The following is a 26,080-nucleotide window of genomic DNA, read 5'->3' on the forward strand; positions in this document are numbered from 1 at the left end:
TATGATGTAACGAATATTTTCAGTAATCCTAATAAAAAATGTTGATTTTTTAAGTTTTGTTACACACTTGTAAAAACACATTCATTGTATTGTTGTTCAGCAAATAATAGAATAGAAAGTATTGATATGTGAGGAGGTGCCATAGAATGAACAACAATGAAATTTACGTCAGCCTTGACATCGGTACATCCAATATAAAAGTCATCGTCGGAGAAATGGCGGATGATTCGCTTAACATTATAGGTGTTGGAAATGTCCCTTCAGAGGGGTTAAAAAAAGGATCGATTGTTGATATAGATGAAACAGTTCATTCTATTAGACAAGCATTTGAACAGGCTGAGAGAATGGTAGGTTTTCCTTTACAAAAAGCGATAGTCGGAATTAACGGAAACCACATTCATATTCAGAATACGAGCGGCGTTGTCGCAGTGTCTAGTGAAAATAAAGAAATACATGCTGAAGATGTGAGACGTGTCTTGGATGCTGCACAGGTAGTATCTATTCCGCAAGAACATCTCGTAGTAGACGTAATTCCGAGACAATTTATCGTCGACGGAAGAGATGAGATCACAGATCCGAAAAAAATGCTAGGTGTACGGCTAGAAGTGGATGGATCGTTAATCACTGGTTCTAAAACGATTCTACATAACTGGCTCCGATGTGTAGAGCGGGCTGGTATTGAAATTATGGATATTTGCTTGCAGCCACTCGCATCGGGTTCAGCGGCGTTATCGAAAGATGAAAAAAATCTAGGGGTAGCTCTTGTCGATATTGGCGGCGGCTCTACTACGATATCCGTATTTGAAAACGGGCATCTCTATTCTACTCACAGTATCCCATTGGGCGGAGAGAACATTACAAAAGATTTGTCTATAGGACTTAGAACTTCCACTGAAGAAGCTGAACGAATCAAAAAGCAATTTGGGCATGCATTCTATGATGAGGCATCGTCTGAGGAGACATTTGAAGTTTCCGTCATCGGTACGGACCAAAAACAGACGTATACACAACTTGAAGCAGCCAATATCATCGAAGCGCGATTGGAAGAGATTCTGCTTTTTGTGGCAGAGGAATTACGCAATATGGGTGTCCATGATTTGCCTGGCGGATTCGTTCTAACAGGTGGACAGGCAGCTATACCAGGTATCCTTTCTCTGGCACAAACGGTCCTACAAAACAATGTAAGAATCGCAAGTCCTAATTATATTGGGGTCAGGGAACCTCAATATATGACAGGAGTGGGCTTGATCCATTTTGCTTATCGCAATGCAAAGATTCAGGGCAGACAGGTTGGATTCCAAATGCCGGATGAAGCATTTCATGAAGTAGGCGCGTCCATGGAGCCGGTTTCTTCTACACCACAAGTAAAAGAAGCTCAGCCAAGACCGAAAGTGAAACAAAAAGCGCAACAAGAGACAAATAAAAAACCGGGCAAAATGAAAAAACTATTTAATATGTTCTGGGAATAGAACTAGATTTTCGACGGATTAGGAGGATTCAGCATGTTGGAGTTTGAAACAAATATAGACGGCCTAGCATCAATTAAAGTAATCGGTGTAGGTGGCGGCGGAAATAACGCTGTCAACCGAATGATTGAAAATGACGTACAGGGTGTCGATTTTATTGCAGTGAATACAGATGCACAGGCGTTAAACTTATCAAAAGCAGAAACAAAAATGCAAATCGGTGCTAAGCTGACAAGAGGGCTTGGAGCAGGTGCGAATCCTGAAGTCGGTAAAAAAGCTGCTGAAGAAAGCAAAGAACAAATTGAAGAAGTCCTAAAAGGCGCTGACATGGTCTTTGTGACAGCCGGTATGGGCGGTGGAACTGGTACGGGTGCTGCACCTGTCATTGCGAAAATCGCAAAAGATTCTGGAGCCTTGACAGTTGGAGTTGTGACTCGTCCTTTCACATTTGAAGGAAGAAAGCGTCAGCTTCAAGCAGTTGAAGGGATTGCTTCTATGAAAGAAGCAGTTGATACGTTAATCGTGATTCCAAACGATCGCCTGCTTGAAATTGTCGATAAAAACACGCCAATGCTTGAAGCATTCCGTGCAGCAGATAACGTGTTAAGACAAGGTGTTCAAGGGATCTCAGATCTCATTGCAACACCAGGTTTAATTAACCTTGACTTTGCTGACGTGAAAACGATCATGTCTAACAAAGGCTCAGCTCTTATGGGAATTGGTGTCGCAACAGGCGAAAACCGTGCTGCTGAAGCAGCGAAAAAAGCCATTTCTTCACCACTTCTTGAAACAGCGATTGATGGAGCACAAGGTGTTATCATGAATATTACTGGTGGTACGAACCTTAGTCTTTATGAGGTACAAGAAGCAGCGGATATTGTTGCATCAGCCTCTGATGAAGATGTCAACATGATCTTTGGATCTGTCATTAATGATAACTTGAAGGATGAAATTGTGGTCACAGTCATCGCAACCGGTTTTATTGAGCAAGAGCCGGAAGTGACAAAACCTCAAAGAAATCCATTAGGACAAGGATTAAAGCAAAATCAATCCATTCCACAAAAGCGTGAAGTGAAACGTGAGGAACATCAGCAAACATCATCACAACCAAGACAAAATACACAGTCAAGTGATGATACATTGGATATCCCAACGTTCTTACGTAACCGCAACAAACGATAAGCAGGCACGATTCATCCCCTTCCTTTGGAAGGGGTTTTTTTATGTCTGCACGGTGAGAAGATCCTGCGTCTGATTGATATAAAAGTCTTGTTTCTGCGTGTTATTTGGATCTATCGTATGTGTTTTAGCTTGAGTCTTTTAAGTCAAAAGAATCATTTTTAATTCCCTTTACAAAAAACGACAAAATGTTGAACTTTATTTGACTACATTAATGAGAACACCATGAAACTTGTCATGATCAAAAAGAAGGGGGAGGGGCAGGATACACACTGTTTGACCATTTGAGGAGGAGGGATTTTATTGAAAGTGAAGTTTCGCAAAACCGCCGTCTATCGTTTCATGAGTCTTTTGGTGATTGGTACTTTAACGATGACAAGCTTTGGGATGGTTCAAGCAAAATCGACTTCTACCTCATATCAGGAGGAAGCCGTTTCCTCTAAGACAACAAAAGCCAAGATTTCTTCGAGATTAAAGAAGCAGTTTCAAAAGGAAGATAAGGTGACCTTCTTAGTCAAAATGAAGGAACAAACGAATGTACAAAAAGTAGCAAAAGAAGCTGTATCAAAAGCAAAAAAACAAAAATTAACTGCGGCTAAAACGCAGTACACAAAAAGATCAGCCGTTGTATCTGAGCTGAGAGCAACATCTGATGAAACGCAGCAAGCGCTCCTAGCGTATTTACAAAAGGAAAAAAAGAATAAGCAAGTGAAAGATATTCATTCCTACTATATTGTGAATGGTCTAGCTGTGACGGCAACAAAAGAAGTGATGGAAAAGGTTGCTTCTTTTCCAGAAGTAGCTCAAGTGCTGCCGAATGAAACACGTCAACTTCATCGTCCTGTTGATTTGAAGCATGCTAAGCCAAACAAACAAATCAAAGCAGTAGATGGAGTTGAATGGAATATTGCTCAGGTGCATGCACCAGAAGCGTGGGATTTAGGCTATGACGGGACTGGAACCGTTGTGGCAAGTATTGATACAGGTGTCGAATGGGATCATCCTGCGCTAAAAGAAAAATACCGCGGGTTTGACCCTGCTCGTCCGAACGAACCATCTCATGAACTGAATTGGTATGATGCCACGACAGGCTCTGAAGTCCCTTATGATGACTTGGAGCATGGGACCCATGTGACAGGCACAATGGTTGGTTCTGAGCCAGATGGAAAAAATCAAATTGGGGTCGCACCGGGAGCAGAATGGATTGCAGTGAAAGCTTTTTCAGAAGATGGCGGTACAGATGCTGATCTGTTAGATGCCGGTGAATGGATTTTAGCACCGAAAGATCAAAACGGAAATCCTCACCCAGAAAAGGCACCTGATGTTGTGAATAATTCGTGGGGCGGTGGGCCAGGTCTTGATGATTGGTATAAAGATGTAGTGAATGCTTGGAGAGCAGCAGACATCTTTCCAGAATTTTCAGCCGGTAATACCGATTTATTCAATCCAGGCGGCGCGGGTTCGATTGCAAATCCCGCTAACTATCAAGAAGCCTTTGCTACAGGCGCAACAGACCAGGACAACAAGTTAGGGTCTTTCTCCCTTCAGGGTCCTTCTCCATATGGCGTAATGAAACCAGATATTGCTGCTCCGGGAGTAAACATTCGTTCTTCGATCCCGGGAAAAGGATATGAGGATGGGTGGAATGGTACATCGATGGCAGGTCCGCATGTCTCAGCTGTTGTTCTTCTTCTTCGCCAAGTGCAATCAGACCTTTCTGTTGATGAAATTCAGCAAATTCTCATTGAGACAGCGAAACCACTGACAGATCAGCAATTTCCTGAATCCCCTAACAACGGCTATGGGGCAGGGTTAGTTGATGCAAGAGAGGCGATTACGGCTTTAACCAATGGAATCGGTACGATTGAAGGTCAGGTGACAAAAGAGGGAGAAGATACAGAACCACCTGTTTTTTCACATAAAGGTCCGAATGAAATTTTTGCTGCAACGCCAACCCCATTGACCATCACTGCAGAAGATGGGATAGCAGTGGCAAATGTTTCTTTGACTTACCGAGTAGATCAAGGTGAATGGGAGACGTTGCAAGCCGACCGCACGGATGGAAATCATTTAAAAGGAACCTATACGGTGCAGCTCCCTGAACTTGAGGGGGAAAACGTGACGTACAGATGGATTGTGAAAGATTTTGGAGAAAATGAAGCGGCATCAGATTCTTATACACTTCCAATTAAAACATCCATCACCACTGGCTACTCACAAGATTTTGAAGCATGGCCAAGTGGATGGTTCAGTGGTGGAACAAAAGATCCGTGGCAGTGGGGAAAACCGTCCACAGGTCCAAAACAAGCATTTAGCGGGGAACATGTCTATGCCACCAATTTAGACAGTCCTTATGAAAATAAAACGGACGCCAATTTGTCTATGCCGCTCATTGCTGTACCAGATTCAGGTTCTTCCTACCTGCAATATCAATACTGGCATGATCTCGAAGCCAATTATGATTATGTGCATGTCTATGTACAGCCAGAGGGTGAAGACGCCGTTCAAGTGACAGCTTATACGGGGAAAACAAATGCGTGGACAGCAGGCGAAGTTGATTTATCTGCTTATAAAGGTCAAAAAGTGAGAGTTCTGTTTCAGATAAGAACAGATGGCAGTGTCACAAAAGATGGCTTTTATTTAGATGATGTGAAAATCACAGATGAGGCTTTGTCTCAACAAGCTAAGAACCAGCTAGGTGTGATCAAAAAAGAAAAATCCACAAGCCAGAATAAGAAATCAGTTGATCCAAAAAAGGCAAAGCCTGCTAAAGTAAAAAATAAACATGTACACATTCAAAAGCAAAACAGTCATGATGCTCCATCTATTCAAGCTCTTCCAATGAAAGCGCAAATCAGTGTTCTAGAAAGCGGAAAATCAACTTCCACCGATGAAGCGACAGGGAAATATCAGCTGTCTCAAGGAGCAGGAGAATGGACAGTGAAAGCGGAAGCTTACGGCTTTGAATCACGGTCCCAAAAAGTCAAAGTGGCATCAAAAGAAACAGCAGAAGCGAATTTCTCCTTACAGCCGCTAGAGAAACGAACGATCTCCGGCACGGTCGTCAATGAAACAACTGGTGAAAAGGTGAAGAATGCAACTGTTTATCTTGTGGAGGACGCAAAAATTGAGCCGGTGAAAACAGATGAATCCGGTGAATTTTCTCTAGAGGCATTAAGCGGTGTCTATACAGTCAAAATTTTTGCAAAGGGGTTTAAAGGCTATACGTTTACAGCGGATGTGACGGCAAAGCCACTTGAAAAGTCAGTGAAACTTGAGCCTTTTATCGGTTTTCCGGGGGAGATTGGCTACGATGATGGAACGGCTGAAAATGCACGGGCTTTCTACGATCCTGGCAATGGCTGGGCTGTGAAGTTTTCATTAGAAAAAGGAAAGAAACAAGCACAAGTCACAGGTGGTCTTTTCCGGTTTTGGACATCAGAATGGCCAGCTCCTGGAGGCGATGAATTTGCTGTTGAAGTATATGATGCTTCTGGGAAGGGTGGCGCACCAGGTGAGAAAATCGCAGGACCTTTAAAAGCAAATGCACTGCGTAATGGTGAATGGACAAAAGTAGATTTAGAAGATCAAGCCATTACAGTGGATGGAGATTTCTATCTTGTTTATATTCAAACGAAAAAGAATACCGAATCGCCGGGACTTGCCACAGATGAAGATGGCCCTAATGCTGAAAGAAGCTGGCAGCTGACGAGCGGTGCTTTTTCTCCTTCTCCGAAAGAAGAGGGGAATTATATGATTCGTGCGCTCGTAAACTATGAAGCAGATGTACCAGAAATCACTTCTCCAAAGGAAGGAACCATTACAAATCAAGGTGAATTGACGATTGAAGGCACAGCCTCTCCGGGTCTCGATGTGGCCATTTATCAGAATGATGAAGAGGTGGCCAACGTCAAATCAGATGAGTCGGGTACTTTCAAAGAAAATGTATCTGTTCCAAGTGGAGAGCATGTCTTCACGGCGGCGACTGTAACGGATAAAGGCTCAACAAAACATTCCAAGCCAGTCAAGGTGATCATCGATCAAACAGCACCGACGTTGACCATTGATACACCGAAAAAAGGCGACAAGTTTAATAGAGAATCACTCACGGTGGAAGGGAAAGTAGCGGATGATTATCTAGATCAAGTCACAGTCAATGGAAAAAAAGCGACCGTAAAGGATGGGGCATATTCTGCAAGGGTGCTGCTTGAGAACGGGAAAAATACAATCAAAGTGACAGCAAAAGATGCAGCTGGAAACAAAACGACTAAAAAGGTCGACATCGATGTTCAATATGATGCACCTGTCATTTCTGAATTAACGCCAAAAGATAATATGAATCTATCATCAGGTGAATCGGTTAAGGTTTCATTTAAAAGCAGGGAAAAGCTAGATGCCACCTTTGTTCTTCATATGCCGCTAACAAATGCTAGATCAAAACTTCAAAACACAACCGAACTGCCGATTCGTGAAGTAGCACCGGGAACGTATGAAGGCTACTGGACGGCGACATCTATTGCAAAAGCAAAAGGTGCAGTGATTGAAGTCATTGTCAAAGATGATTATGGAAATGTCACAAGACAGAAGGCAGAAGGAACACTCACCATCAATGAGAAAGAATGACAGCGAAAAAGACACGACTCTTCGGAGCGTGTTTTTTTTTGTGCAATGGATAGAGGAGACACTTGTCCAACAAATCATTCGGATGTTCTTTCTGTCTCATACGTCGACAAAAACGATAACAATCCACCAAAAGTTCTCTATCATCCCCTACAAGAATTGACAGACTTCCATCCGATGACTGTTTTATACTGGTACAAACAAGTGCAAGTACTGCTTTTGATTCTTTGTTTCAGATGAAAGGAGCAGAAGGTGGTCATTTATTTAGATGTCATTTGGCTGTTAAACTTTTGTTTTGATCTATTGCTGCTCTTACTCACGGCATTTATTCTCAAACGACAAGTGAAAAAAAGGCGATATATGTTAGGAGCTCTCATTGGATCGAGCATTGTTCTCTTGCTCTTTACGCCATTTGCAATGATTGTGTCGCACCCTTTAGGCAAACTGCTTTTTTCTGTCTTGATCGTGCTTGGAACCTTTGGCTTTCAAAGATTTCGTTCCTTTTTTCAAAACCTGTTTGCTTTTTACTTTGTCACATTTTTGATGGGAGGGGGCATGATCGGGGTTCATTCGTTTTTGCAGACAAATACAGTCATTCAAGATGGACTGCTTATTTCACAAAATGATGGATTTGGTGATCCCATTAGCTGGCTTTTTGTTCTCACTGGCTTTCCGGCCATTTGGCTGTTTTCAAAGAAACGATTAGGAGAGGTTGGTGCGAAAAAAAGACAATATGACGAACAAGTACTTGTGGAGATACACATTCAAGGAGAAACAATCCGCTTAAATGGGCTGGTCGATTCTGGAAATCAGCTGTATGATCCATTGACGAAAACACCTGTCATGATCGTCCAGCTCGATCAGCTCACATCTATTTTTGGAGAGCCATTTATAGAAAAAATGAAACAGTTTCATCCTGTTGAAGTGATGCAAAAGCTCGATGACCATTTTCCGCTGCTTGATCGTTTAAGACTCGTTCCGTATCGCGCAGTCGGTCATGATCACGGGTTTCTACTATGCTTTAAACCAGATACGGTCGTCCTTTATACAAAAACGCATATGATCCAGCCAGCGAAGTGTTTTGTTGGGATGAGTCTAAGCGGATTATCAGCAGATCAGGAATTTCAATCCATCATTCATCCAGAGATGTTAGACGGAAAAATGATACAAGGGGTGTCGTAGTTTTTTTGTGATGTCTTTTATCTTACGAAGTCAACTGGACATTTAGAAGGGAGAAGAAGATGAAAAAATTAAAATTTAAACTCACTTACTACTGGTATAAACTCCTCATGAAGCTAGGGCTAAAGAGTGATGAGATTTATTATATTGGTGGAAGTGAGGCACTGCCTCCGCCATTATCAAAGGATGAAGAACAAGAATTGCTCGTTAAATTACCTAAAGGGGATCAAACAGCAAGAGCCATTTTGATCGAAAGAAACTTGCGATTGGTCGTTTATATCGCAAGAAAATTTGAAAACACAGGCATTAATATTGAGGATTTGATTAGTATCGGAACGATAGGCCTCATAAAGGCAGTAAATACGTTTAATCCAGAAAAAAAGATCAAACTGGCCACATATGCGTCTAGATGTATTGAAAATGAAATTTTGATGTATTTGCGCCGAAATAATAAAATTCGTTCAGAAGTATCCTTTGATGAACCGCTTAACATCGATTGGGACGGCAATGAATTGCTTTTATCAGATGTACTTGGGACAGATGATGACATTATCACCCGCGATATTGAAGCAAATGTCGATAAAAAATTACTGAAAAAAGCGTTAGAACAATTAAACGATCGTGAAAAACAGATCATGGAACTGAGATTCGGTTTAGTTGGCGGTGAAGAAAAGACCCAAAAAGATGTTGCCGACATGCTTGGTATTTCTCAGTCCTATATTTCAAGGCTCGAAAAAAGAATTATTAAACGATTGCAAAAAGAATTTAATAAGATGGTCTAAAAAAAATTTTTGAAAGCTTTATCCCTGTACTGTCAAAGGGATCACCATTTTTTCACATATTTCTCGTCATAGACCGTGCATATTTTTCCATCCCACGGAGATACTGAACTTTGTACAACAGCTCCTGTAGGGAGGGAAAAAAGTGTCCAGAAATAAAGTGGAAATCTGCGGAGTCGACACCTCCAAACTGCCTGTTCTGAAAAACGACGAGATGAGAAAATTATTCAGACAGCTGCAAGATGAAGGTGACGATACAGCAAGAGAAAAGCTAGTCAATGGCAATTTGCGGTTGGTTTTAAGTGTGATTCAGCGTTTTAACAACAGAGGCGAGTATGTTGATGATCTCTTCCAAGTAGGCTGTATCGGATTAATGAAATCAATTGATAATTTTGATTTAAGCCACAATGTCAGATTTTCAACTTATGCGGTCCCTATGATCATAGGAGAAATCCGTCGATACTTGCGCGATAACAACCCCATCCGGGTGTCTCGTTCACTAAGAGATATTGCCTATAAGGCGCTTCAAGTCCGTGAGAGACTGATTAGTGAGACAAGCAAGGAACCAACGGCAGAAGACATTGCCAAAGTGTTAGAAGTCCCTCATGAGGAAATTGTTTTTGCCCTAGATGCCATTCAAGATCCTGTTTCTTTGTTTGAACCGATTTATAATGACGGAGGAGATCCGATTTATGTGATGGATCAAATTAGTGATGAACGGAACAAAGATACACAATGGGTAGAAGAATTGGCCTTAAAAGAGGGAATGCGCAGATTGAATGATCGAGAAAAAATGATTCTTCGTAAACGCTTCTTCCAAGGCAAAACACAAATGGAAGTGGCAGAAGAAATCGGCATTTCTCAAGCACAAGTATCAAGGCTTGAAAAAGCAGCAATCAAACAAATGAATAAAAATATTTTTTAAAGCCGCCGCTAATGTGCGGCTTTTTTCATTCTTTTTAGAGAACCCATCTGTAGTATTGACTCTGTTATTTTTTTCATTTAATCTGTTTTTAACAAATGTTATTTAAAATATCATTTGTGAGGGAATAGAGAAGCGGAAAGAAGGGTTATTATGACATTCCATGATGAAAGAAGGCTGCTCATTAAGGTTGCGCATATGTACTATGAAGAAGGCGCCACTCAATCTAAAATTGCAGAAGCTGTTGGGGTTAGCCGTTCGCTCATATCGAAATATTTGGCAAAAGCACGTGAAGCAGGAATCGTGGAAATCATTATTCATGATGAAGTAAATCAACAATATGGTTCGTTAGAAAGAAAAATAGAGCGGAAATACGGGCTGCGAGAAGTCGTGTGTGTGGAATCTCTCAGTCAAGAAACAACAAAAAGTCGAATAGGAGCTGCGGCTGCGGGCTTTTTATTAAAAGTCATGAAGGATGGACAAGTCATCGGTTTTTCATCAGGGACAACCTTGCATGAAATGGCGAAAGCGCTTACGTCTGTTCAGCATTTTCCATCTGTGACATTTGTTCCGCTTGTCGGAGGCGTCGGAAATGAAGATGTTGATATTCATGCCAACTATATTATTGGAAGATGCTCAGAAGCACTCAAATCCAAATGTGAGTTTTTACATGTGCCTGTCATGCTTGATACGAAAGAAGCGAAAGATGTACTCATTAGACAGCCGTCGATCAAAAAAGTCATTGAATTAGGAGAATCATCAAATATCGCGGTCGTAGGAATAGGCGGGGTTCCGCAACATTCAACGATGGTGAAATCCTATATGACAAGTGGTGAGGAAGATATCCTGCAAGCGAAAGATGTTGCGGGCGACATTTGTTATAACTTTATTGATCATAAAGGTGAAGTGTATCCGCATCCGTGGAACGACCGGGTGATGGGGATCAGTCCTCTAAAACTGAAAGAGATCCCTCTTGTGATTGGTGTCGCTGGAGGAGAAGAAAAAATTGAAGCGATCAGGGCAGCGTTAGAAGGTGGATTAATTCATGTGTTAATTACAGATGAACAAACCGGAGATGCCCTATTAAAGTAACTACCTAAGCCGATTAGGTAGTTTTTTTGAGTCTTTAGACTCAAAAAGATTGAGAATTTTATCGATTTTATCTTGACACAAAGTTGACACATCATATAAACTAAGTTCATAACAAATGATAAATAAAATAACAAATGTTACAGTAAACAGATTTTTGTTAATTTTTATAACATTTGTTAAAAGTTTCAGATTATTTTTCTAGCAATCTATTGTGAAGCAAGAAAACCTGAAAGGATGATTTAGATGTCAATTTATCAACAATTGTTAGCACGAGAACGCAGCGGAGATCCAATCAAAGTTGGGATTATCGGGGCAGGCCAAATGGGGTTTGGACTCATTTCACAAATTTCTAAAATTCCAGGCATGATTGTTGCAGGTGTTTGTGATATTCATCTTAGTGCAGCTGAGAAAGCAGCGAATTTTTACAAGCAACATGCGAAACCACATCAAATGGTCGTCACAAATGATTACAGAGAAGTGATTCAATCAGATTCTGTGGAAGTCGTTGTGGATGCAACAGGTGTTCCAGAGGTCGGAGCAAACATTTCTTTGGAAGCGCTTAATTCAAAAAAACATCTCGTTCTTTTAAATGTAGAAGTCGATATTACGATCGGCTTGGTCATGCATAAATTATTCACGAATGCAGGACTTGTTTACTCTGGATCAGCTGGAGATGAACCAGCAGCAACGCTAGAACTATACGAATTTGCAAAAACAATGGGGCTTGAAGTATTGGTTGCTGGGAAAGGTAAGAACAACCCATTCTTCCCAGAAGCAAACCCATATACGTGTAAAGCTGAAGCAGATAGTAAACATATGAGTGCCCACATGCTAGCAGCATTCCAAGACGGAACAAAAACGATGGCAGAAATGAACCTATTAAGTAATGCAACAGGACTTTTGCCTGATAAAGTCGGCATGCATGGAGTAGAAGCGAATTTAGAAAATGTAGCAGATAAATTAAATCAAAAACAGCAAGGCGGCGTACTGGATAACTTCGGAGTCGTTGAATATGTAAACGGACTGGCACCAGGTGTCTTTGTCATCGTCAAGAGTGATCTTGAGCCAGTAGATGAAGAACTTCGCTACTTAAAAGTTGGAAAAGGTCCTCACTACACACTGTATCGTCCTTTCCACTTAGCAAGTCTTGAAACACCAGTGACGATCGCAAAAGCAGTCTTACAACACGATTCTTCAATCCATCCAATTGGTGTACCAGTATCAGAAACTGTCGCTGTGGCGAAAAGAGATATTAAAGCAGGAGAAACACTTGATGGTATTGGCGGATACTCCGTAAGAGGTGTACTTGAAACACATCAAGACATGAAAGCGAACGGCCACATCCCAATTGGCTTAATCAGCGGAAAAGTGGTAGCGAAAAAAGATATCAAATTGGGGCAATTCCTATCTCATGATGATGTAGAACTTGATGCAAGCACAACGGTCTGGAAGCTGCGTTCATTACAAGATCACTTATTTCAATCATAAGGACGTGAGGCTATGGAAAAATTAGCAATCGTACTTTGTATCATTTTGATTGTGCAGTATGGTTTATCGTTTATTCAAATCAAGTACTACCGCAAGAGCATGGATTCACTGATTGACGACTATAAAGGGAAACAAGGCTATCACTTGTTTTCAGGAATGGAGCGGCGCAAATTTGGTCCTGGAGCCATTGCGCTCATCATTGTCGATGAATCATACATCATTCAAAAGTGTCATGTGCTGGGTGGCGTCTCGATTTTGTCTAAATTTAAGGAACTGCCTTCCTATGAAGGAAAACATGTGGGGGCTGTGCTTGATGAGCATCACATGATGAAACAAACATTGAAAAAGCGCAAAAGGGGACCAGCTGTCATGCAAGCACTCTCCATGGCAGCGGAGCAGGCGCTTGTCTCGATTTCTAAAAAAAATATAACAAATGTGAACTAAGAAAGGGGAGATGAAACATGGAATGGATTCAATGGTTTGGAGAGCACTTTATCGGGATGTTTGAAGCCGGCGGAAAGCAGTTCATGGGTCTTGTGACAGGTATCGTTCCAACTCTTGTTGTGTTACTTACTTTCACTTATGCTGTCATGAAGTTTATTGGAGAAGAGCGAGTGAATAGAGCGATTCAGTTTGCAGCGAAATATACCATTTTGCGCTATACGTTAATGCCGATCTTATCCGTTCTTATTTTGACAAACCCAATGGCTTATACGTTTGGCCGCTTCTTACCTGAAAAACAAAAACCAGCATTCTATGATTCAGCTGTTTCATTTGTTCATCCGGTGACATCGCTGTTCCCGTATGCCAACGCAGGAGAACTGTTTGTCTACTTAGGAATTGCGAACGGGATTAAAGAAGCTGGATACTCTATGTCAGAGCTGGCTGTTCGTTACTTCTTAGTCGGGATCGTTGTCATTTTACTTCGCGGAATCATTACGGAATGGATCACAAAGTACTTAGCAGGAAAAATGAAAGCGAATTCACAATAGGGGAGGGTTAGACATGACAAACCACAAAGTATTTGTTGCAAAAGGTGCTGGCGGATGGGGAAAAGGATTAGAGCTCGAACCAACCGGTAAAAGAAGAAAGGTCGTTTCCATTACAGGAGGAGGCATTCACCCAGTTGCACGTAAAATTGCAGAAATGACAGGGACAGAAGCATGTGATGGCTTTAAAAATTCTATACCAGAAGATGAAATGATGTGTGTTGTCATTGACTGCGGAGGAACAGCGCGAATTGGGCTTTATCCAATGAAACGCATTCCTACTGTCGATGTGCTGGCATCCTCTCCTTCTGGACCGCTTGCAAAACACATTACAGAGGATATCTTCGTATCAGGTGTCACAGAAAAAGATATTTCCTTTGCTGAAGCATCTGATAGTGAAGGGAATGTAGAAGGTCAAGAAAGCAGCGGCCCAATTGACAAAGAGAATTTCAAAGAAACCTATTCAAAACTGAAAGAGGAAAATATCGAGCGTCAAGAAAAAGGGAATTTCCTCATGAGATTCTCAAGAGGAATCGGAAAAGTAACCGGCACATTCTATCAAGCTGGTCGTGATTCTGTTGATATGCTCCTTAAAAACATTATTCCATTCATGGCCTTTGTCAGTATGTTAATTGGAATTATCAATTATACAAAAATCGGTGATCTGATTGCCCATTTCCTTTCACCTTTGGCAGGATCTTTATGGGGGCTCTTACTGCTCGTTGTTGTCTGTACCTTACCGTTCCTATCGCCTGTCTTAGGACCTGGGGCAGTCATCGCACAAGTCATCGGTGTACTGATTGGTAGTCAAATTGCACTAGGAAACATTCCGCCTCAATTTGCTCTTCCAGCACTGTTTGCAATCAACGGTCAAGTAGGGTGTGACTTTATCCCGGTTGGGCTATCACTTGGTGAAGCGAAGCCGGAAACGGTACAATATGGGGTACCAGCTGTTTTGTATAGCCGTCTCATTACAGGCGTTCTATCTGTTGTGATCGCATACGTTGCTAGCTTCGGTATGTATTAAACGTATTAAAGGAGGAATCGAGATACATGGTAACACAATCTGTCGTAAAAGAAATTGGGATATTAGTCCCGCAGTTTAAAGAAGATAAGCTGATTGTTTTATTTGGACCAGCAGCGCCGCAGGAATTAAGAGATATGTCTGTCATTCATGAGTTTGAACACTTAGAAGAAGAGCCGCTGAAATTAGGCGGAACGATTCAAGTGGGCGACCAAACTTATACCATTACTGCTTTAGGCAATAAAGCAAATGACAACTTTAAGGAACTCGGCCATATTTCGATCTACTTCCAAGAGCCGTTTGATGATGTATTACCGGGAGCTGTCTTTGCATCCCCACATACGTTTCCTGATATTAAAGAAGGCGTACGAATTGAAATTTCGTAACCATGGAAAAAAGCTGTTCCTTATAGGGAGCAGCTTTTTTGCGTTAGGTTTACTGATTGAAACATTTGCGATATGCTGTAGACGTTATTATTTGTATATTCAGAATTTTTATTCAGGGGGAAAAGATCGTGTCGCTTGACTTGAAGGATGTTTCTTTAAAACGAAATGGAAAATGGCTGCTTCGTTCTATTGACTGGCAGGTGAAAAACCAGGAACACTGGGTGCTTTATGGTTTAAATGGTGCTGGGAAAACGGCTTTATTAAATATGCTTTGCTCATATTATTTTCCAACGTCAGGTGAGATGACGGTGTTAGGCCATGTGTTTGGCAAGGAAGCGCTTGGTGAAAAACTAAGGAAGAAAATTGGTCTCATCTCTGCTGGTCTTGAAAAGAAGCTGCACAGAGATGACAATGCATTTGAAATTGTTTTGAGCGGGGCATTTGCTTCCATCGGACTTTATGAAACACCGACAGATGAGATAAGAGAGAAGGCGATTGATTTATTAAAAACATTTGGCTCGTTTCAATATGCCAATCGCACGTATGAAACCCTGTCGCAAGGAGAGAAACAAAAAGTGCTCATCGCAAGAGCTTTAATGAATGATCCGAAGCTTCTGATCTTAGATGAACCTGTGACGGGTCTTGATTTTTTAGCAAGAGAACAGGTGCTAGAGACGATCTCATTGATTGCATCAAAACCAGATGCGCCCACATTGCTCTATACGACCCACCATGCAGAAGAGATTCTCCCGATTTTTCAGCACACCTTATTATTAAAAGAAGGTACTGTTTTTCATAAAGGGGAGACAAATCAGATGATGACAAGTGACTTGCTTTCTTCCTTTTTTGAATGTCCAGTCGAAGTCATGTGGCAAAACGGCCGCCCTCACTTAAGTAAATTGTAGATAAGAGAAACTATTGGTCTGCTTCCCTGCTTTTCCATCATACATATTATAGTAGAAAACGAAAGGCGGGGAAGGACAGATGATCAGTATTTCTGAATTCCAAATCAAAGATGTCGTCGATGTGTCCAGCGGAAAAAAATTAGGTACTATTGGAGACATTGATATCAATGTCACGAGCGGTAAAATACAAGCGATTATCATTGGCGGTACAGGTAAAATGATGGGATTTTTCGGAAAAGAAGAGGAAATGATTGTCCCGTGGCGAAATATAGTAAAAATTGGCGAAGATGTGATACTTGTCCGTTTGTCTTCTTAATTTGTGTAAATTCCTCAACTAATAGATCAAATTTTCCTTAAAACAAGCTCTCCATTCTCAGCAATCAATGTCTTTTTCGGGTAAAAAGATTACGTTTTCATATCAATTTGAAAAAAAACCTGTAGAAAGGGCACATTTGAGTGTAATATTTAATGAATCCCACTAACTGTCTTAGCAGGTCTTGTGGTAAAATAGGAGCGATATAAAGAGAGATGAATGAAAGGTGGGAGGCAGCTTTGATAGACAAATATGACCCCTTTCAGCAGAAATCACCTTATGCAATGCTGATTCATGATTGGACGAACATGACATGTTCTGGAAAAGAGATATTGGCCGGTTTTACGACAAAAAATGGCGGCTTTAGTCTTTCTCCATATCAATCAATGAACACTGGACTCCATGTAGGAGATGATGCTTCTAGTGTCCAAATGAATCGTCAAGTCATTGCAGACGCTACTGCTGTGCCGCTCTCTAATTGGGTGTTTGCTGACCAAACACACGAGGATCGCATCATGAAAGTCACGAAGGAACAAAAGGGAAGAGGAAGTCTTCAGTATGATGAAGCACTCTCTAGAACAGATGGTTTATACACCTCTGAACCAAACATCATGCTCGCTCTTTGTTTCGCTGACTGTGTTCCGCTTTATTTTCTAGCTCCGCAATCTGGGCTGATTGGAACGGCTCATGCCGGCTGGAAAGGAACCGTCAAACAAATTGGCGCCAACATGGTTGATGCATGGGTTCGCCAAGAAGGCGCTGATGCCGATCATATACAAGTCGTCATTGGACCATCCATTGGCAGCTGCTGCTACATAGTAGATGATGTTGTCATAGATCAAGTGAAACAGCTTCCTTTTTCAACAGAGGATGTGTATTCCGAGATGTCACAAGGACAATACAAAATTGACTTAAAAACACTAAACAAAAACGTATTACTTCATGCAGGATTAAAAGAAGAAAACATACATGTCAGTTCGATGTGCACAAGTTGCAATGAGCAGCATTTCTTCTCACACCGGCGTGATCAAGGGAAAACAGGACGTATGATGTCTTTTGTCGGGTTTAAGGAGGCATAAGTGCAATTGAATGTACGAGAGAATCTCAGACAAATAAATGAACAAATAAACGAAGCATGTAAAAGAGCAGGTAGACATCCAGACGATGTATCGGTTGTCGCTGTCACAAAGTATGTCTCGATTGAACGAGCATTAGAAGCCAAGGATGCCGGAATTTTGCACTTTGGTGAAAATCGTGACCAAGGGTTACTTGAAAAACAGGCAGCCATAACCGATGAAAACATTAGCTGGCACTTCATCGGCAGTTTACAGACGCGAAAAGTGAAATCTGTCATTCAGACCATTGACTACTTACATTCGCTAGACAGAATGTCTCTTGCGAATGAAATTGAAAAAAGAGCGGATCACACGGTTCGCTGTTTTGTACAGGTGAACACATCACTTGAGGAGTCAAAACACGGCTTACAAAGCGAAGACGTGATTCCATTTGTCAAACAGCTGGCTGATTTCAAACATATTGAAATTGCTGGACTCATGACGATGGCTCCATTTACAGATGATCACACGGTGATACGAAACTGTTTTAAAACATTAAAAAGCCTTCAACAAGAGGTAAAACAACTGAACCAAGTAAATGCACCTTGTCAGCATTTATCGATGGGCATGTCAAACGATTTTGAAATCGCAATTGAAGAAGGTGCGACATTTGTTCGGATTGGCTCTTCACTTGTTGGAAATGAAACAGGAGGTGCGTGACATGAGCATAAAAAATAAGTTTAAAAGCTTCTTCACACTCGATGATGAAGAGTATGAGTACGAATATATTGATGAAGAAAGAGAACCAGCACAAGAAGAAAAAAACACAAAAGATAAAGCGGCATTTCAAGAGCGTCCTCAGGCAGGAAAACAAAATGTCGTCAGCTTGCAAAGCGTGCAAAAATCCTCTAAAGTGGTGTTAAGTGAGCCGCGTGTTTATGCAGAGGCACAGGAGATTGCAGATCATATTAAAAATCGGCGTGCAGTCGTCGTCAATTTGCAGCGCATTCAGCACGATCAAGCAAAGCGAATCATCGACTTCTTAAGCGGAACGGTTTATGCAATCGGTGGAGACATTCAGCGTATTGGCTCGAATATATTCCTCTGCACACCTGATAATGTGGATGTATCTGGCACAATATCAGAACTATTGACAGAGGAAGAACCTCAGAGGTGGTAAATCATAGTTATTCTAAATTTCATTTTTAATATTTTGGGTACGGTATTAACGATTTACTCATTCGCGATCATTATTTACATCTTTATGTCATGGGTGCCATCTGCAAGAGAAACAGCGATTGGCCGCTTCTTGACAAACATTTGCGAACCGTATTTAGAACCATTCCGTAAAATTATTCCGCCAATTGGCATGATTGACATCTCGCCGATTGTGGCATTGCTTGTGATTCGTTTCGCATCATCGTATGGACTAACTGGTCTTTATAATATGATTGTACGATTCATGTAAACAGGCTGCCGGGCTTGGCATCTGCCAGGCTCTTTTACATAAAAGGGGAACAAAATGAGCGATATTTATCAACATTTTAGAAAAGACGAACAGCCATTTGTCGACCAAGTATTAGGCTGGAAAAACATCGCACTCGATCAATATCGAATGAAATTAACAGACTTTCTTGATCCGCGTGAGCAGTTCATTACCCAGTCCGTGATTCAGCATTCTGATGAGCTGGGTCTCATGTTTTTTGGCGGGTATGAGGAAGCAGAGCGGAAAAGGGCTTTGATCTATCCTGACTATTTAGCACCGACCATACAGGATTTTGAACTGACTTATTTTCAGGTGAACTATGCGAAAAAGTTTATTTCGATAGAACACCCCAACCTTCTCGGTTCGCTCATTGGGACAGGCCTGAAGCGTCAAAAATTCGGTGATTTGTTGTTTTCAGAGGACAACGTGCAATTTATTTGTACAAGCGATGTTGCCGATTTTGTTCGGGCTCAGCTGACGCATGTCGGCAGAGCATCTGTTTCATTAGAGGAAATCAGCAAGGCAGATCTTCAGCCAGTCATCAGCAAAACCGATATCAAAGAAGATACGATTTCTTCACTGCGGCTTGACGCTGTATGTGCTGCTGTCAGCCGTCAGTCTCGGCAAAAAGCACAGCTTTTGGTCAAAAATGGTCTTGTCAAAGTAAACTGGAAAGTCACTGAAGACCCTTCCTTTACAATTGGTGAAGGTGATCAGCTCTCTGTCAGGGGATTTGGCCGCTTTAGCTTAAAAACAATTGATGGGAAGACGAAAAAAGATAAATTCAAAGTAACATTTGAGCTTCTGACATAACGAATTTGAATCTGGAGGTGGCAAGATTGCCATTAACACCTAATGATATTCATAATAAAACGTTCACAAAAAGTTTTCGCGGCTATGACGAAGATGAAGTAAATGAGTTTTTAAGCCAAGTACGTAAAGATTACGAGATCGTACTTCGCAAAAAGAACGAGCTTGAAGACAAAGTCAACGAGCTTGATGAAAGACTAGGCCATTTTGCAACAATTGAAGAAACATTAAACAAATCCATTCTTGTGGCGCAAGAAGCAGCAGAAGACGTGAAGCGTCATTCTGATAAAGAAGCGAAATTGATCATTCGTGAAGCTGAGAAAAATGCAGACCGTATTATCAACGAAGCGTTATCAAAATCAAGAAAGATTGCAATGGAAATCGAAGAGCTCAAGAAACAGTCGAAAGTCTTTAGAACTCGTTTCCAAATGCTCATCGAAGCTCAGCTTGATCTTCTGAAAAATGATGATTGGGATCATTTGCTGGAATATGAAGTTGACGCTGTCTTTGACGAAAAAGAATAAGCGCATCACCTTGACATGACGTGCTCATGTTGCATATAATACCATCATAAATTAACAAGAGATAAACGTTTGAAAGGGACACTCGCAGCGGTTACATGCGTAATAAAGCGAATCAGGGACGGTGGAAGCCTGACATTACGAAACGCTGCAATGAGATCACCCCTTTAGTTCCTTTTCTGAAATGAATGAGTAAGAAAAGGCGTCAGATCACGTTACGATTTTAGAGTGGATAAGCGGCAATTTCAAAGCGCTTGTCTAAAAGGGTGGTACCGCGAGACAAGCCTTCTCGTCCCTTATGGGATGAGAGGGCTTTTTTTATTGTTTTTTAATACGAATTTGCATGTGGAGGAATAGGTATGAACTACAAAGACACCTTATTAATGCCAAAAACAGAATTCCCGATGAGAGGGAACTTGCCGAACAAAGAGCCTGAAATCCAAGAGGAGTGGGCAGAAAAAGACATCTATCAAATGGTTTTAGAGCGGACAAAAGGACGCCCGACCTTTATTTTGCATGATGGACCTCCATATGCGAATGGTGACATTCATATGGGGCACGCACTCAATAAAATCCTCAAAGATTTTATTGTCCGTTTTAAATCAATGAATGGATTCCATGCACCGTACGTACCGGGCTGGGATACACATGGCTTACCGATTGAAACAGCCCTTACGAAAAATAAAAAAGTCAAACGCAAAGAAATGTCGACAGCAGAATTCCGTAAACTATGTGAGGAGTATGCTTGGAAACAAATCGAAGGTCAGCGCAATCAGTTTAAACGTTTGGGCGTAAGAGCAGACTGGGATAATCCATATGTGACATTGAAGCCTGAATACGAAGCGCAGCAAATTCTTGTCTTTGGTGAAATGGCGAAAAGAGGCTATATTTACAAAGGTCTTAAGCCTGTTAACTGGTCTCCTTCAAGTGAATCAGCACTTGCTGAAGCAGAAATTGAATACAAGGACAAACGTTCACCATCGATTTACGTATCATTTAAAGTGAAAGATGGCAAAGGCGTACTTGAAAACGGCGAGCAGTTCATCATCTGGACAACTACACCTTGGACACTTCCTGCAAACCTTGGCATTTGTGTACATCCAAACCTAGAGTACAGTGTGCTTCAAGTGGGTGCTGAGCGATATGTCATCGCATCTGAGCTAGTTGAACAAGTGGCAAAAACACTTGGATTTGAAGAGTACGAAGTTGTGAAAACCTTAAAAGGTAAAGAATTAGATAAGGTCGTTGCAGCACATCCAATTTACGATAGAGATTCTCTTGTGATGCTTGGCGATCACGTCACAACAGATGCAGGAACAGGCTGTGTTCACACAGCGCCAGGTCACGGGGAAGATGACTTTATCGTAAGTATGAAGTACGGTCTTGATGTGTTATGTCCAGTAGATGAAAAAGGTGTGATGACAGAAGAAGCACCTGGTTTTGAAGGACTATTCTACGAGGATGCCAATAAAGCCATCACAGAACAGCTTGAAGCAAAAGGCGCATTGAAAAAGCTCGACTTTATCACGCACTCTTATCCGCATGACTGGAGAACGAAAAAACCAACAATTTATCGTGCAACTGCTCAGTGGTTTGCTTCCATTAAAGATTTTAGAGAAGCACTATTAGATAATATTAAAGAAACGAAATGGGTTCCGGCTTGGGGCGAAACGCGCCTGTTCAATATGGTGCGTGACAGAGGTGACTGGTGCATTTCAAGACAGCGTGTATGGGGCGTTCCAATTCCAGTCTTCTATGCTGAAAATGGTGAGCCAATCATCACAGATGAAACGATTCAGCACGTCTCTCAATTATTTAGAGAACATGGCTCGAATATTTGGTTTGAAAAAGAAGCAAAAGAATTGTTGCCTGAAGGCTTTACACATCCAGGCAGCCCGAACGGTGAATTTACAAAAGAGCAAGATATCATGGATGTATGGTTTGATTCTGGTTCTTCTCACCAAGCGGTATTAGAAGAACGAGATGACCTGGTTCGTCCGGCAGACCTTTACCTTGAAGGTTCTGATCAATATCGCGGCTGGTTTAACTCATCTTTATCTACAGCAGTTGCAGTCACTGGAAAAGCGCCATATAAAGGTGTTCTCAGCCATGGCTTTACGCTTGATAAAGAAGGACGCAAGATGAGTAAATCATTAGGCAATACGATTGATCCGACGAAAGTAGCGAAGCAGCTTGGTGCGGAGATTCTTAGACTTTGGGTATCTTCTGTCAACTATCAAGCCGATCATCCAGTGTCTGACGACATTTTAAAACAAGTCGCAGAAGTTTATCGTAAAATCCGTAACACGTTCCGCTTCTTGCATGGTAACCTGTTTGACTTTGATCCAGCAGTCAATGCAGTACCAGTCGAAGAGCTTCGCGAAGTGGATCAATATATCTTAATCAAATTAAACAAATTGATTGATAAAGTGAAAAAAGCTTATGATGATTACGAATTTGCGGTTGTCTATCATGCCATCCACAACTTCTGTACGATTGAGCTTAGCTCTTTCTATCTCGATTTTGCAAAAGATGTGGTATACATTGAGCATGCGGATCATCCAGACCGCCGCAGCATGCAAACGGTTTTCTATGAAACATTAATGGCGTTAGTGAAGTTGACAGCACCAATTCTTCCGCATACAGCAGATGAACTATGGAGCCACTTAAGCTTTGTTGAAGAGCCAAGTGTTCAGTTAACAGATATGCCAGAAGGTGTAGCTGTTCCTCAAGCAGAAGCGACAGAAGTGAAGTTTGACCGCTTTATGGAAGTACGTGACGATGTGCTAAAAGCGCTGGAAATTGCGCGTAATGAGAAAGTCATCGGACGTTCACTTGAAGCAAGTGTGACCCTTTATGCAACAGAGGAAGTGAAAAACCTTCTTGCATCCATTAAAGAAGATGTGAAGCAGCTCTTTATCATTTCTGAGTTAACAGTAGAAGATGAGAAGCATGCAGACGCATCAGCGCCTGAATACACATCAGGACGTATTGTTGTTCAAAAAGCAGAAGGCGAACTGTGCGAACGCTCCCGCATTATTTCAAAAGATGTTGGCGCAAATCCAAAATACCCAACATTGTCGCTCAAAAATGCTGAAATCGTGGAGAAATATTACCAGAATTAACAGCGTGATATCACCAACTAGCGCCCCGCATATAGCGGGGCGTTTTTGATATAGAGAAAATGACAGCGTTTAGAACGAAAGGAAAAATCTTATGGCTTTAAAGTGAACAGGCGGGGCAACAATATGATTATCACGACAGGGCAGGAGTTGAAACAGCGACATGAATGGCGATCTAGAGACGATTTACATGGAACTCCTTCAAATGAGAGAAGAACTGCAATCGAAACTGTTTGAATATGCATCATTGCGTTCACCCGCTGAACATGTCACGTTCGATCAAGCTAAAACGACCACGCTTCTTTATCACATCAAAGAAGAACTGCAAGATGTTTCGCTCGCGATTGCAAAAATTGAACAAGGAACTTATGGCATATGTGAGGCGACAGGGCATACAATGCCCATTGAACAAATGAGTATTCTTCCGACAGCTCGTACGACTGACGACTTTTTATATCATAAGCAATACGAGAAAAAAGCATTCACCCCTTATCCTTATGAATCAAACGATTCTCATTTTGAAGCCTTCCACATGTAGGGAGGTTTTTGTCTGTCAACTAAAGTTTCTTTACTCCATCCTGTTTTCTTGATAAAATGCATAAAGACCAAAGTATGAAGATGGAGGAACGTGTGTGTTCTATTACATAATCGCATTCGTGATAATTTGTTTAGATCAATTAACAAAATGGCTCATTGTCAAACACATGATGCTCGGTGATTCTATTCCTGTGATTGATGGCTTCTTTTACATCACATCCCACCGAAATTCAGGAGCCGCATGGGGGATTCTCCAAGGACAAATGTGGTTTTTCTATGTGATCACACTCGTTGTTATTGCAGGAATTGTTTATTATTTGCAAAAACATGGACAAAAGGACAAGCTACTTGGCGTAGCGCTTGCCTTAATGCTTGGCGGAGCGATTGGAAACTTTATTGACCGTATTTTCCGTCAAGAAGTGGTTGATTTTGCTCATTTCGTATTTGGGGATTATCATTATCCAATCTTTAATATCGCAGATTCCTCTCTATGTGTGGGGGTCATTCTGCTCTTTATTCAAATGCTGTTAGATGGAAAGAAAAATAAGGAGTCAACTACATGAATCAAGTAAACATTGCCGTTTCAGAAGAACAAACGAGTGAACGGCTTGATAAATTTTTAAGCACAACTGAACCAGAATGGTCAAGAACCCAAGTCCAGCAGTGGGTGAAAGATGGGCTCATCGAAGTAAATGGAAAACAAGTGAAGGCCAATTATAAAGTACAAGCTGGAGATCAAATCAAAGTAGAGATTCCAGATCCAGAAGCACTAGATGTAGAAGCGGAATCAATGGATCTTGATATTTATTATGAGGATGAAGATGTACTAGTGGTCAATAAACCAAGAGGAATGGTCGTTCATCCAGCACCAGGACATGTGACAGGTACTCTTGTCAATGGCCTCATGGCTCATTGCAATGATTTGTCAGGCATTAATGGTGTGATGAGACCAGGAATTGTCCACCGGATTGATAAAGATACGTCAGGGCTTTTAATGGTCGCAAAAAATGATATGGCGCATGAATCACTCGTCAATCAGCTGGTGGCAAAAACGGTCACTAGAAAATACACAGCCGTTGTTCATGGCATCATTCAGCATGATACTGGAACGATTGATGCACCAATTGGTCGAGACAAAAAAGATCGCCAAAGCATGACGGTCACAAAAGAAAATGCAAAGCAGGCGGTCACTCATTTTGATGTGATGGAGCGCTTTAAAGACTTTACCGTTGTAGAATGCCGCCTTGAAACAGGAAGAACCCACCAAATTCGTGTTCATATGAAATACATTGGCTATCCGCTTGCAGGAGATCCAAAATATGGCCCGAGAAAAACCGTTGATTTCAATGGACAACTGCTGCATGCAGGCGTGTTAGGATTTGATCACCCTAGAACAGGAGAATATATGGAGTTTACAGCTCCAATTCCAGCTGATATGCGGGGCTTTATCGATTCATTAAGAAATAACGATTGACAGGCCGTTCTTTTTTTGAAATAATAAACGAAGAAATTGAGATTCTTTAAAACAGTCCAGAGAGGCTGAGAAGGATAACGGATCAATTTGTGCACGAGTATGCACAAATGAGCGCGCCCCTCTCTGCCCTTTGCAGAAGGGGCTTTTTATTTGTCAAAAAGAGGTGTAAAAGATGGAACAAAAAGCAGTTATTCTTGATGAACAAGCGATAAGACGAGCGCTTACCCGTATTGCACATGAAATGATTGAGCGCAACAAAGGGATGAAGGATGTCATCCTGGCCGGGATCAAGACAAGAGGTATTCATCTTGCAAAGCGCCTTGCAGAGCGCATCGAGCAAATAGAAGGAAACCCCGTGACTGTGGGTGAACTGGATATTACGCTATACCGTGATGACCTGACAAAAAAGACAGAGAATCAAGACCCGCTTGTCAAGGGTGCAGACATTCCAGCTGACATTAATGACAAAACACTCATTGTCGTGGATGATGTTCTGTTCACAGGCAGAACGGTGAGAGCAGCTATGGATGCGCTTGTGGATGTAGGAAGACCATCTTCCATTCAGCTGGCTGTTCTAGTCGACCGGGGACACCGGGAGCTGCCGATTCGAGCGGATTATATCGGAAAAAACATCCCGACATCAAAAGCAGAGACAGTCATGGTTCAGCTCAATGAAGTAGATCAAAACGACCTTGTCGCTATATATGAAAAATAACCTTTTTAAATGCATTCC

The 26,080-nt window shown here is 41.5% G+C and carries 25 protein-coding genes; all 25 read left to right on the plus strand.

Features of this window, described 5'->3' with window-relative positions; translation table 11 throughout:
• Positions 1-146: 146 nt before the first annotated feature.
• The 25 genes from ftsA (at position 147) to pyrR (ending at position 26,062) form a co-directional block, all read left to right on the plus strand.
• On the plus strand, positions 147-1,469 hold the full coding sequence (gene ftsA, locus NSQ17_RS07595; protein ID WP_007499754.1) for a cell division protein FtsA: 1,323 nt from the start codon (positions 147-149) through the stop codon (positions 1,467-1,469).
• 33 nt (positions 1,470-1,502) lie between these two features.
• Positions 1,503-2,648 (plus strand): cell division protein FtsZ, encoded by a 1,146-nt coding sequence (gene ftsZ, locus NSQ17_RS07600; RefSeq protein ID WP_007499752.1) that lies wholly within the window; start codon positions 1,503-1,505, stop codon positions 2,646-2,648.
• A 306-nt stretch (positions 2,649-2,954) separates the two neighbouring features.
• The gene (locus NSQ17_RS07605) at positions 2,955-7,268 is read left to right on the plus strand and encodes a S8 family serine peptidase (RefSeq protein WP_342468090.1); all 4,314 of its coding nucleotides are present in this window, start codon (positions 2,955-2,957) and stop codon (positions 7,266-7,268) included.
• 249 nt (positions 7,269-7,517) lie between these two features.
• Positions 7,518-8,447, plus strand: a complete 930-nt coding sequence (spoIIGA, locus tag NSQ17_RS07610; RefSeq protein ID WP_017367198.1) for a sigma-E processing peptidase SpoIIGA — start codon at positions 7,518-7,520, stop codon at positions 8,445-8,447.
• 59 nt (positions 8,448-8,506) lie between these two features.
• The gene (gene sigE / locus NSQ17_RS07615; protein WP_007499746.1) at positions 8,507-9,226 is read left to right on the plus strand and encodes an RNA polymerase sporulation sigma factor SigE; all 720 of its coding nucleotides are present in this window, start codon (positions 8,507-8,509) and stop codon (positions 9,224-9,226) included.
• Between the two features lie 142 nt (positions 9,227-9,368).
• Entirely contained in the window at positions 9,369-10,148 is a 780-nt protein-coding gene (gene sigG, locus NSQ17_RS07620) for an RNA polymerase sporulation sigma factor SigG (protein ID WP_003211879.1), read from the plus strand.
• A gap of 150 nt (positions 10,149-10,298) precedes the next feature.
• Positions 10,299-11,237, plus strand: coding sequence for a sugar-binding transcriptional regulator (locus NSQ17_RS07625; protein WP_024720314.1), 939 nt, complete (start codon positions 10,299-10,301; stop codon positions 11,235-11,237).
• 243 nt (positions 11,238-11,480) lie between these two features.
• Positions 11,481-12,725, plus strand: coding sequence for an SAF domain-containing protein (locus tag NSQ17_RS07630; RefSeq protein WP_342467992.1), 1,245 nt, complete (start codon positions 11,481-11,483; stop codon positions 12,723-12,725).
• A gap of 12 nt (positions 12,726-12,737) precedes the next feature.
• Positions 12,738-13,169 (plus strand): transcriptional regulator GutM, encoded by a 432-nt coding sequence (locus NSQ17_RS07635; protein ID WP_008354650.1) that lies wholly within the window; start codon positions 12,738-12,740, stop codon positions 13,167-13,169.
• Positions 13,170-13,186: 17 nt separating this feature from the next.
• Positions 13,187-13,717: a PTS glucitol/sorbitol transporter subunit IIC gene (locus NSQ17_RS07640; protein WP_003210918.1), complete on the plus strand. Its 531-nt coding sequence runs from the start codon at positions 13,187-13,189 to the stop codon at positions 13,715-13,717.
• A 13-nt stretch (positions 13,718-13,730) separates the two neighbouring features.
• Positions 13,731-14,741, plus strand: a complete 1,011-nt coding sequence (locus tag NSQ17_RS07645; RefSeq protein WP_024720315.1) for a PTS glucitol/sorbitol transporter subunit IIB — start codon at positions 13,731-13,733, stop codon at positions 14,739-14,741.
• Positions 14,742-14,767: 26 nt separating this feature from the next.
• Positions 14,768-15,124 (plus strand): PTS glucitol/sorbitol transporter subunit IIA, encoded by a 357-nt coding sequence (locus NSQ17_RS07650; RefSeq protein ID WP_007499733.1) that lies wholly within the window; start codon positions 14,768-14,770, stop codon positions 15,122-15,124.
• 128 nt (positions 15,125-15,252) lie between these two features.
• On the plus strand, positions 15,253-16,029 hold the full coding sequence (locus NSQ17_RS07655; protein ID WP_327878347.1) for an ABC transporter ATP-binding protein: 777 nt from the start codon (positions 15,253-15,255) through the stop codon (positions 16,027-16,029).
• Positions 16,030-16,108: 79 nt separating this feature from the next.
• The gene (locus tag NSQ17_RS07660; protein ID WP_008344958.1) at positions 16,109-16,345 is read left to right on the plus strand and encodes a YlmC/YmxH family sporulation protein; all 237 of its coding nucleotides are present in this window, start codon (positions 16,109-16,111) and stop codon (positions 16,343-16,345) included.
• 212 nt (positions 16,346-16,557) lie between these two features.
• Positions 16,558-17,421, plus strand: a complete 864-nt coding sequence (gene pgeF / locus NSQ17_RS07665; RefSeq protein ID WP_035700679.1) for a peptidoglycan editing factor PgeF — start codon at positions 16,558-16,560, stop codon at positions 17,419-17,421.
• Positions 17,422-17,427: 6 nt separating this feature from the next.
• On the plus strand, positions 17,428-18,117 hold the full coding sequence (locus NSQ17_RS07670) for a YggS family pyridoxal phosphate-dependent enzyme (protein WP_026050091.1): 690 nt from the start codon (positions 17,428-17,430) through the stop codon (positions 18,115-18,117).
• 1 nt (position 18,118) lies between these two features.
• The gene (gene sepF / locus NSQ17_RS07675; RefSeq protein ID WP_017359354.1) at positions 18,119-18,577 is read left to right on the plus strand and encodes a cell division protein SepF; all 459 of its coding nucleotides are present in this window, start codon (positions 18,119-18,121) and stop codon (positions 18,575-18,577) included.
• A gap of 3 nt (positions 18,578-18,580) precedes the next feature.
• On the plus strand, positions 18,581-18,865 hold the full coding sequence (locus tag NSQ17_RS07680; RefSeq protein ID WP_255290858.1) for a YggT family protein: 285 nt from the start codon (positions 18,581-18,583) through the stop codon (positions 18,863-18,865).
• A 54-nt stretch (positions 18,866-18,919) separates the two neighbouring features.
• Complete coding sequence (locus NSQ17_RS07685) at positions 18,920-19,696, plus strand: RNA-binding protein (protein ID WP_017367204.1); 777 nt, start codon at positions 18,920-18,922, stop codon at positions 19,694-19,696.
• A 26-nt stretch (positions 19,697-19,722) separates the two neighbouring features.
• Positions 19,723-20,217, plus strand: coding sequence for a DivIVA domain-containing protein (locus tag NSQ17_RS07690; protein WP_008344947.1), 495 nt, complete (start codon positions 19,723-19,725; stop codon positions 20,215-20,217).
• A gap of 356 nt (positions 20,218-20,573) precedes the next feature.
• A complete protein-coding gene (gene ileS, locus NSQ17_RS07695; protein ID WP_008344945.1) occupies positions 20,574-23,339 on the plus strand; it encodes an isoleucine--tRNA ligase in 2,766 nt (921 codons plus the stop codon).
• Positions 23,340-23,499: 160 nt separating this feature from the next.
• Positions 23,500-23,874: a hypothetical protein gene (locus NSQ17_RS07700; protein ID WP_008344944.1), complete on the plus strand. Its 375-nt coding sequence runs from the start codon at positions 23,500-23,502 to the stop codon at positions 23,872-23,874.
• Between the two features lie 94 nt (positions 23,875-23,968).
• Positions 23,969-24,436 (plus strand): signal peptidase II, encoded by a 468-nt coding sequence (gene lspA, locus NSQ17_RS07705; RefSeq protein WP_008344942.1) that lies wholly within the window; start codon positions 23,969-23,971, stop codon positions 24,434-24,436.
• Positions 24,433-25,347 (plus strand): RluA family pseudouridine synthase, encoded by a 915-nt coding sequence (locus tag NSQ17_RS07710; protein WP_007499719.1) that lies wholly within the window; start codon positions 24,433-24,435, stop codon positions 25,345-25,347. The genes lspA and NSQ17_RS07710 overlap by 4 nt, the downstream gene beginning before the upstream one ends.
• 172 nt (positions 25,348-25,519) lie before the next feature.
• A complete protein-coding gene (gene pyrR / locus NSQ17_RS07715) occupies positions 25,520-26,062 on the plus strand; it encodes a bifunctional pyr operon transcriptional regulator/uracil phosphoribosyltransferase PyrR (RefSeq protein WP_007499718.1) in 543 nt (180 codons plus the stop codon).
• The last annotated feature ends 18 nt before the right edge of the window (positions 26,063-26,080 follow it).

The sequence above is a fragment of the Bacillus sp. FSL W8-0629 genome, assembly GCF_038593225.1.
GTDB classification, from domain to species: domain Bacteria; phylum Bacillota; class Bacilli; order Bacillales; family Bacillaceae; genus Bacillus; species Bacillus altitudinis.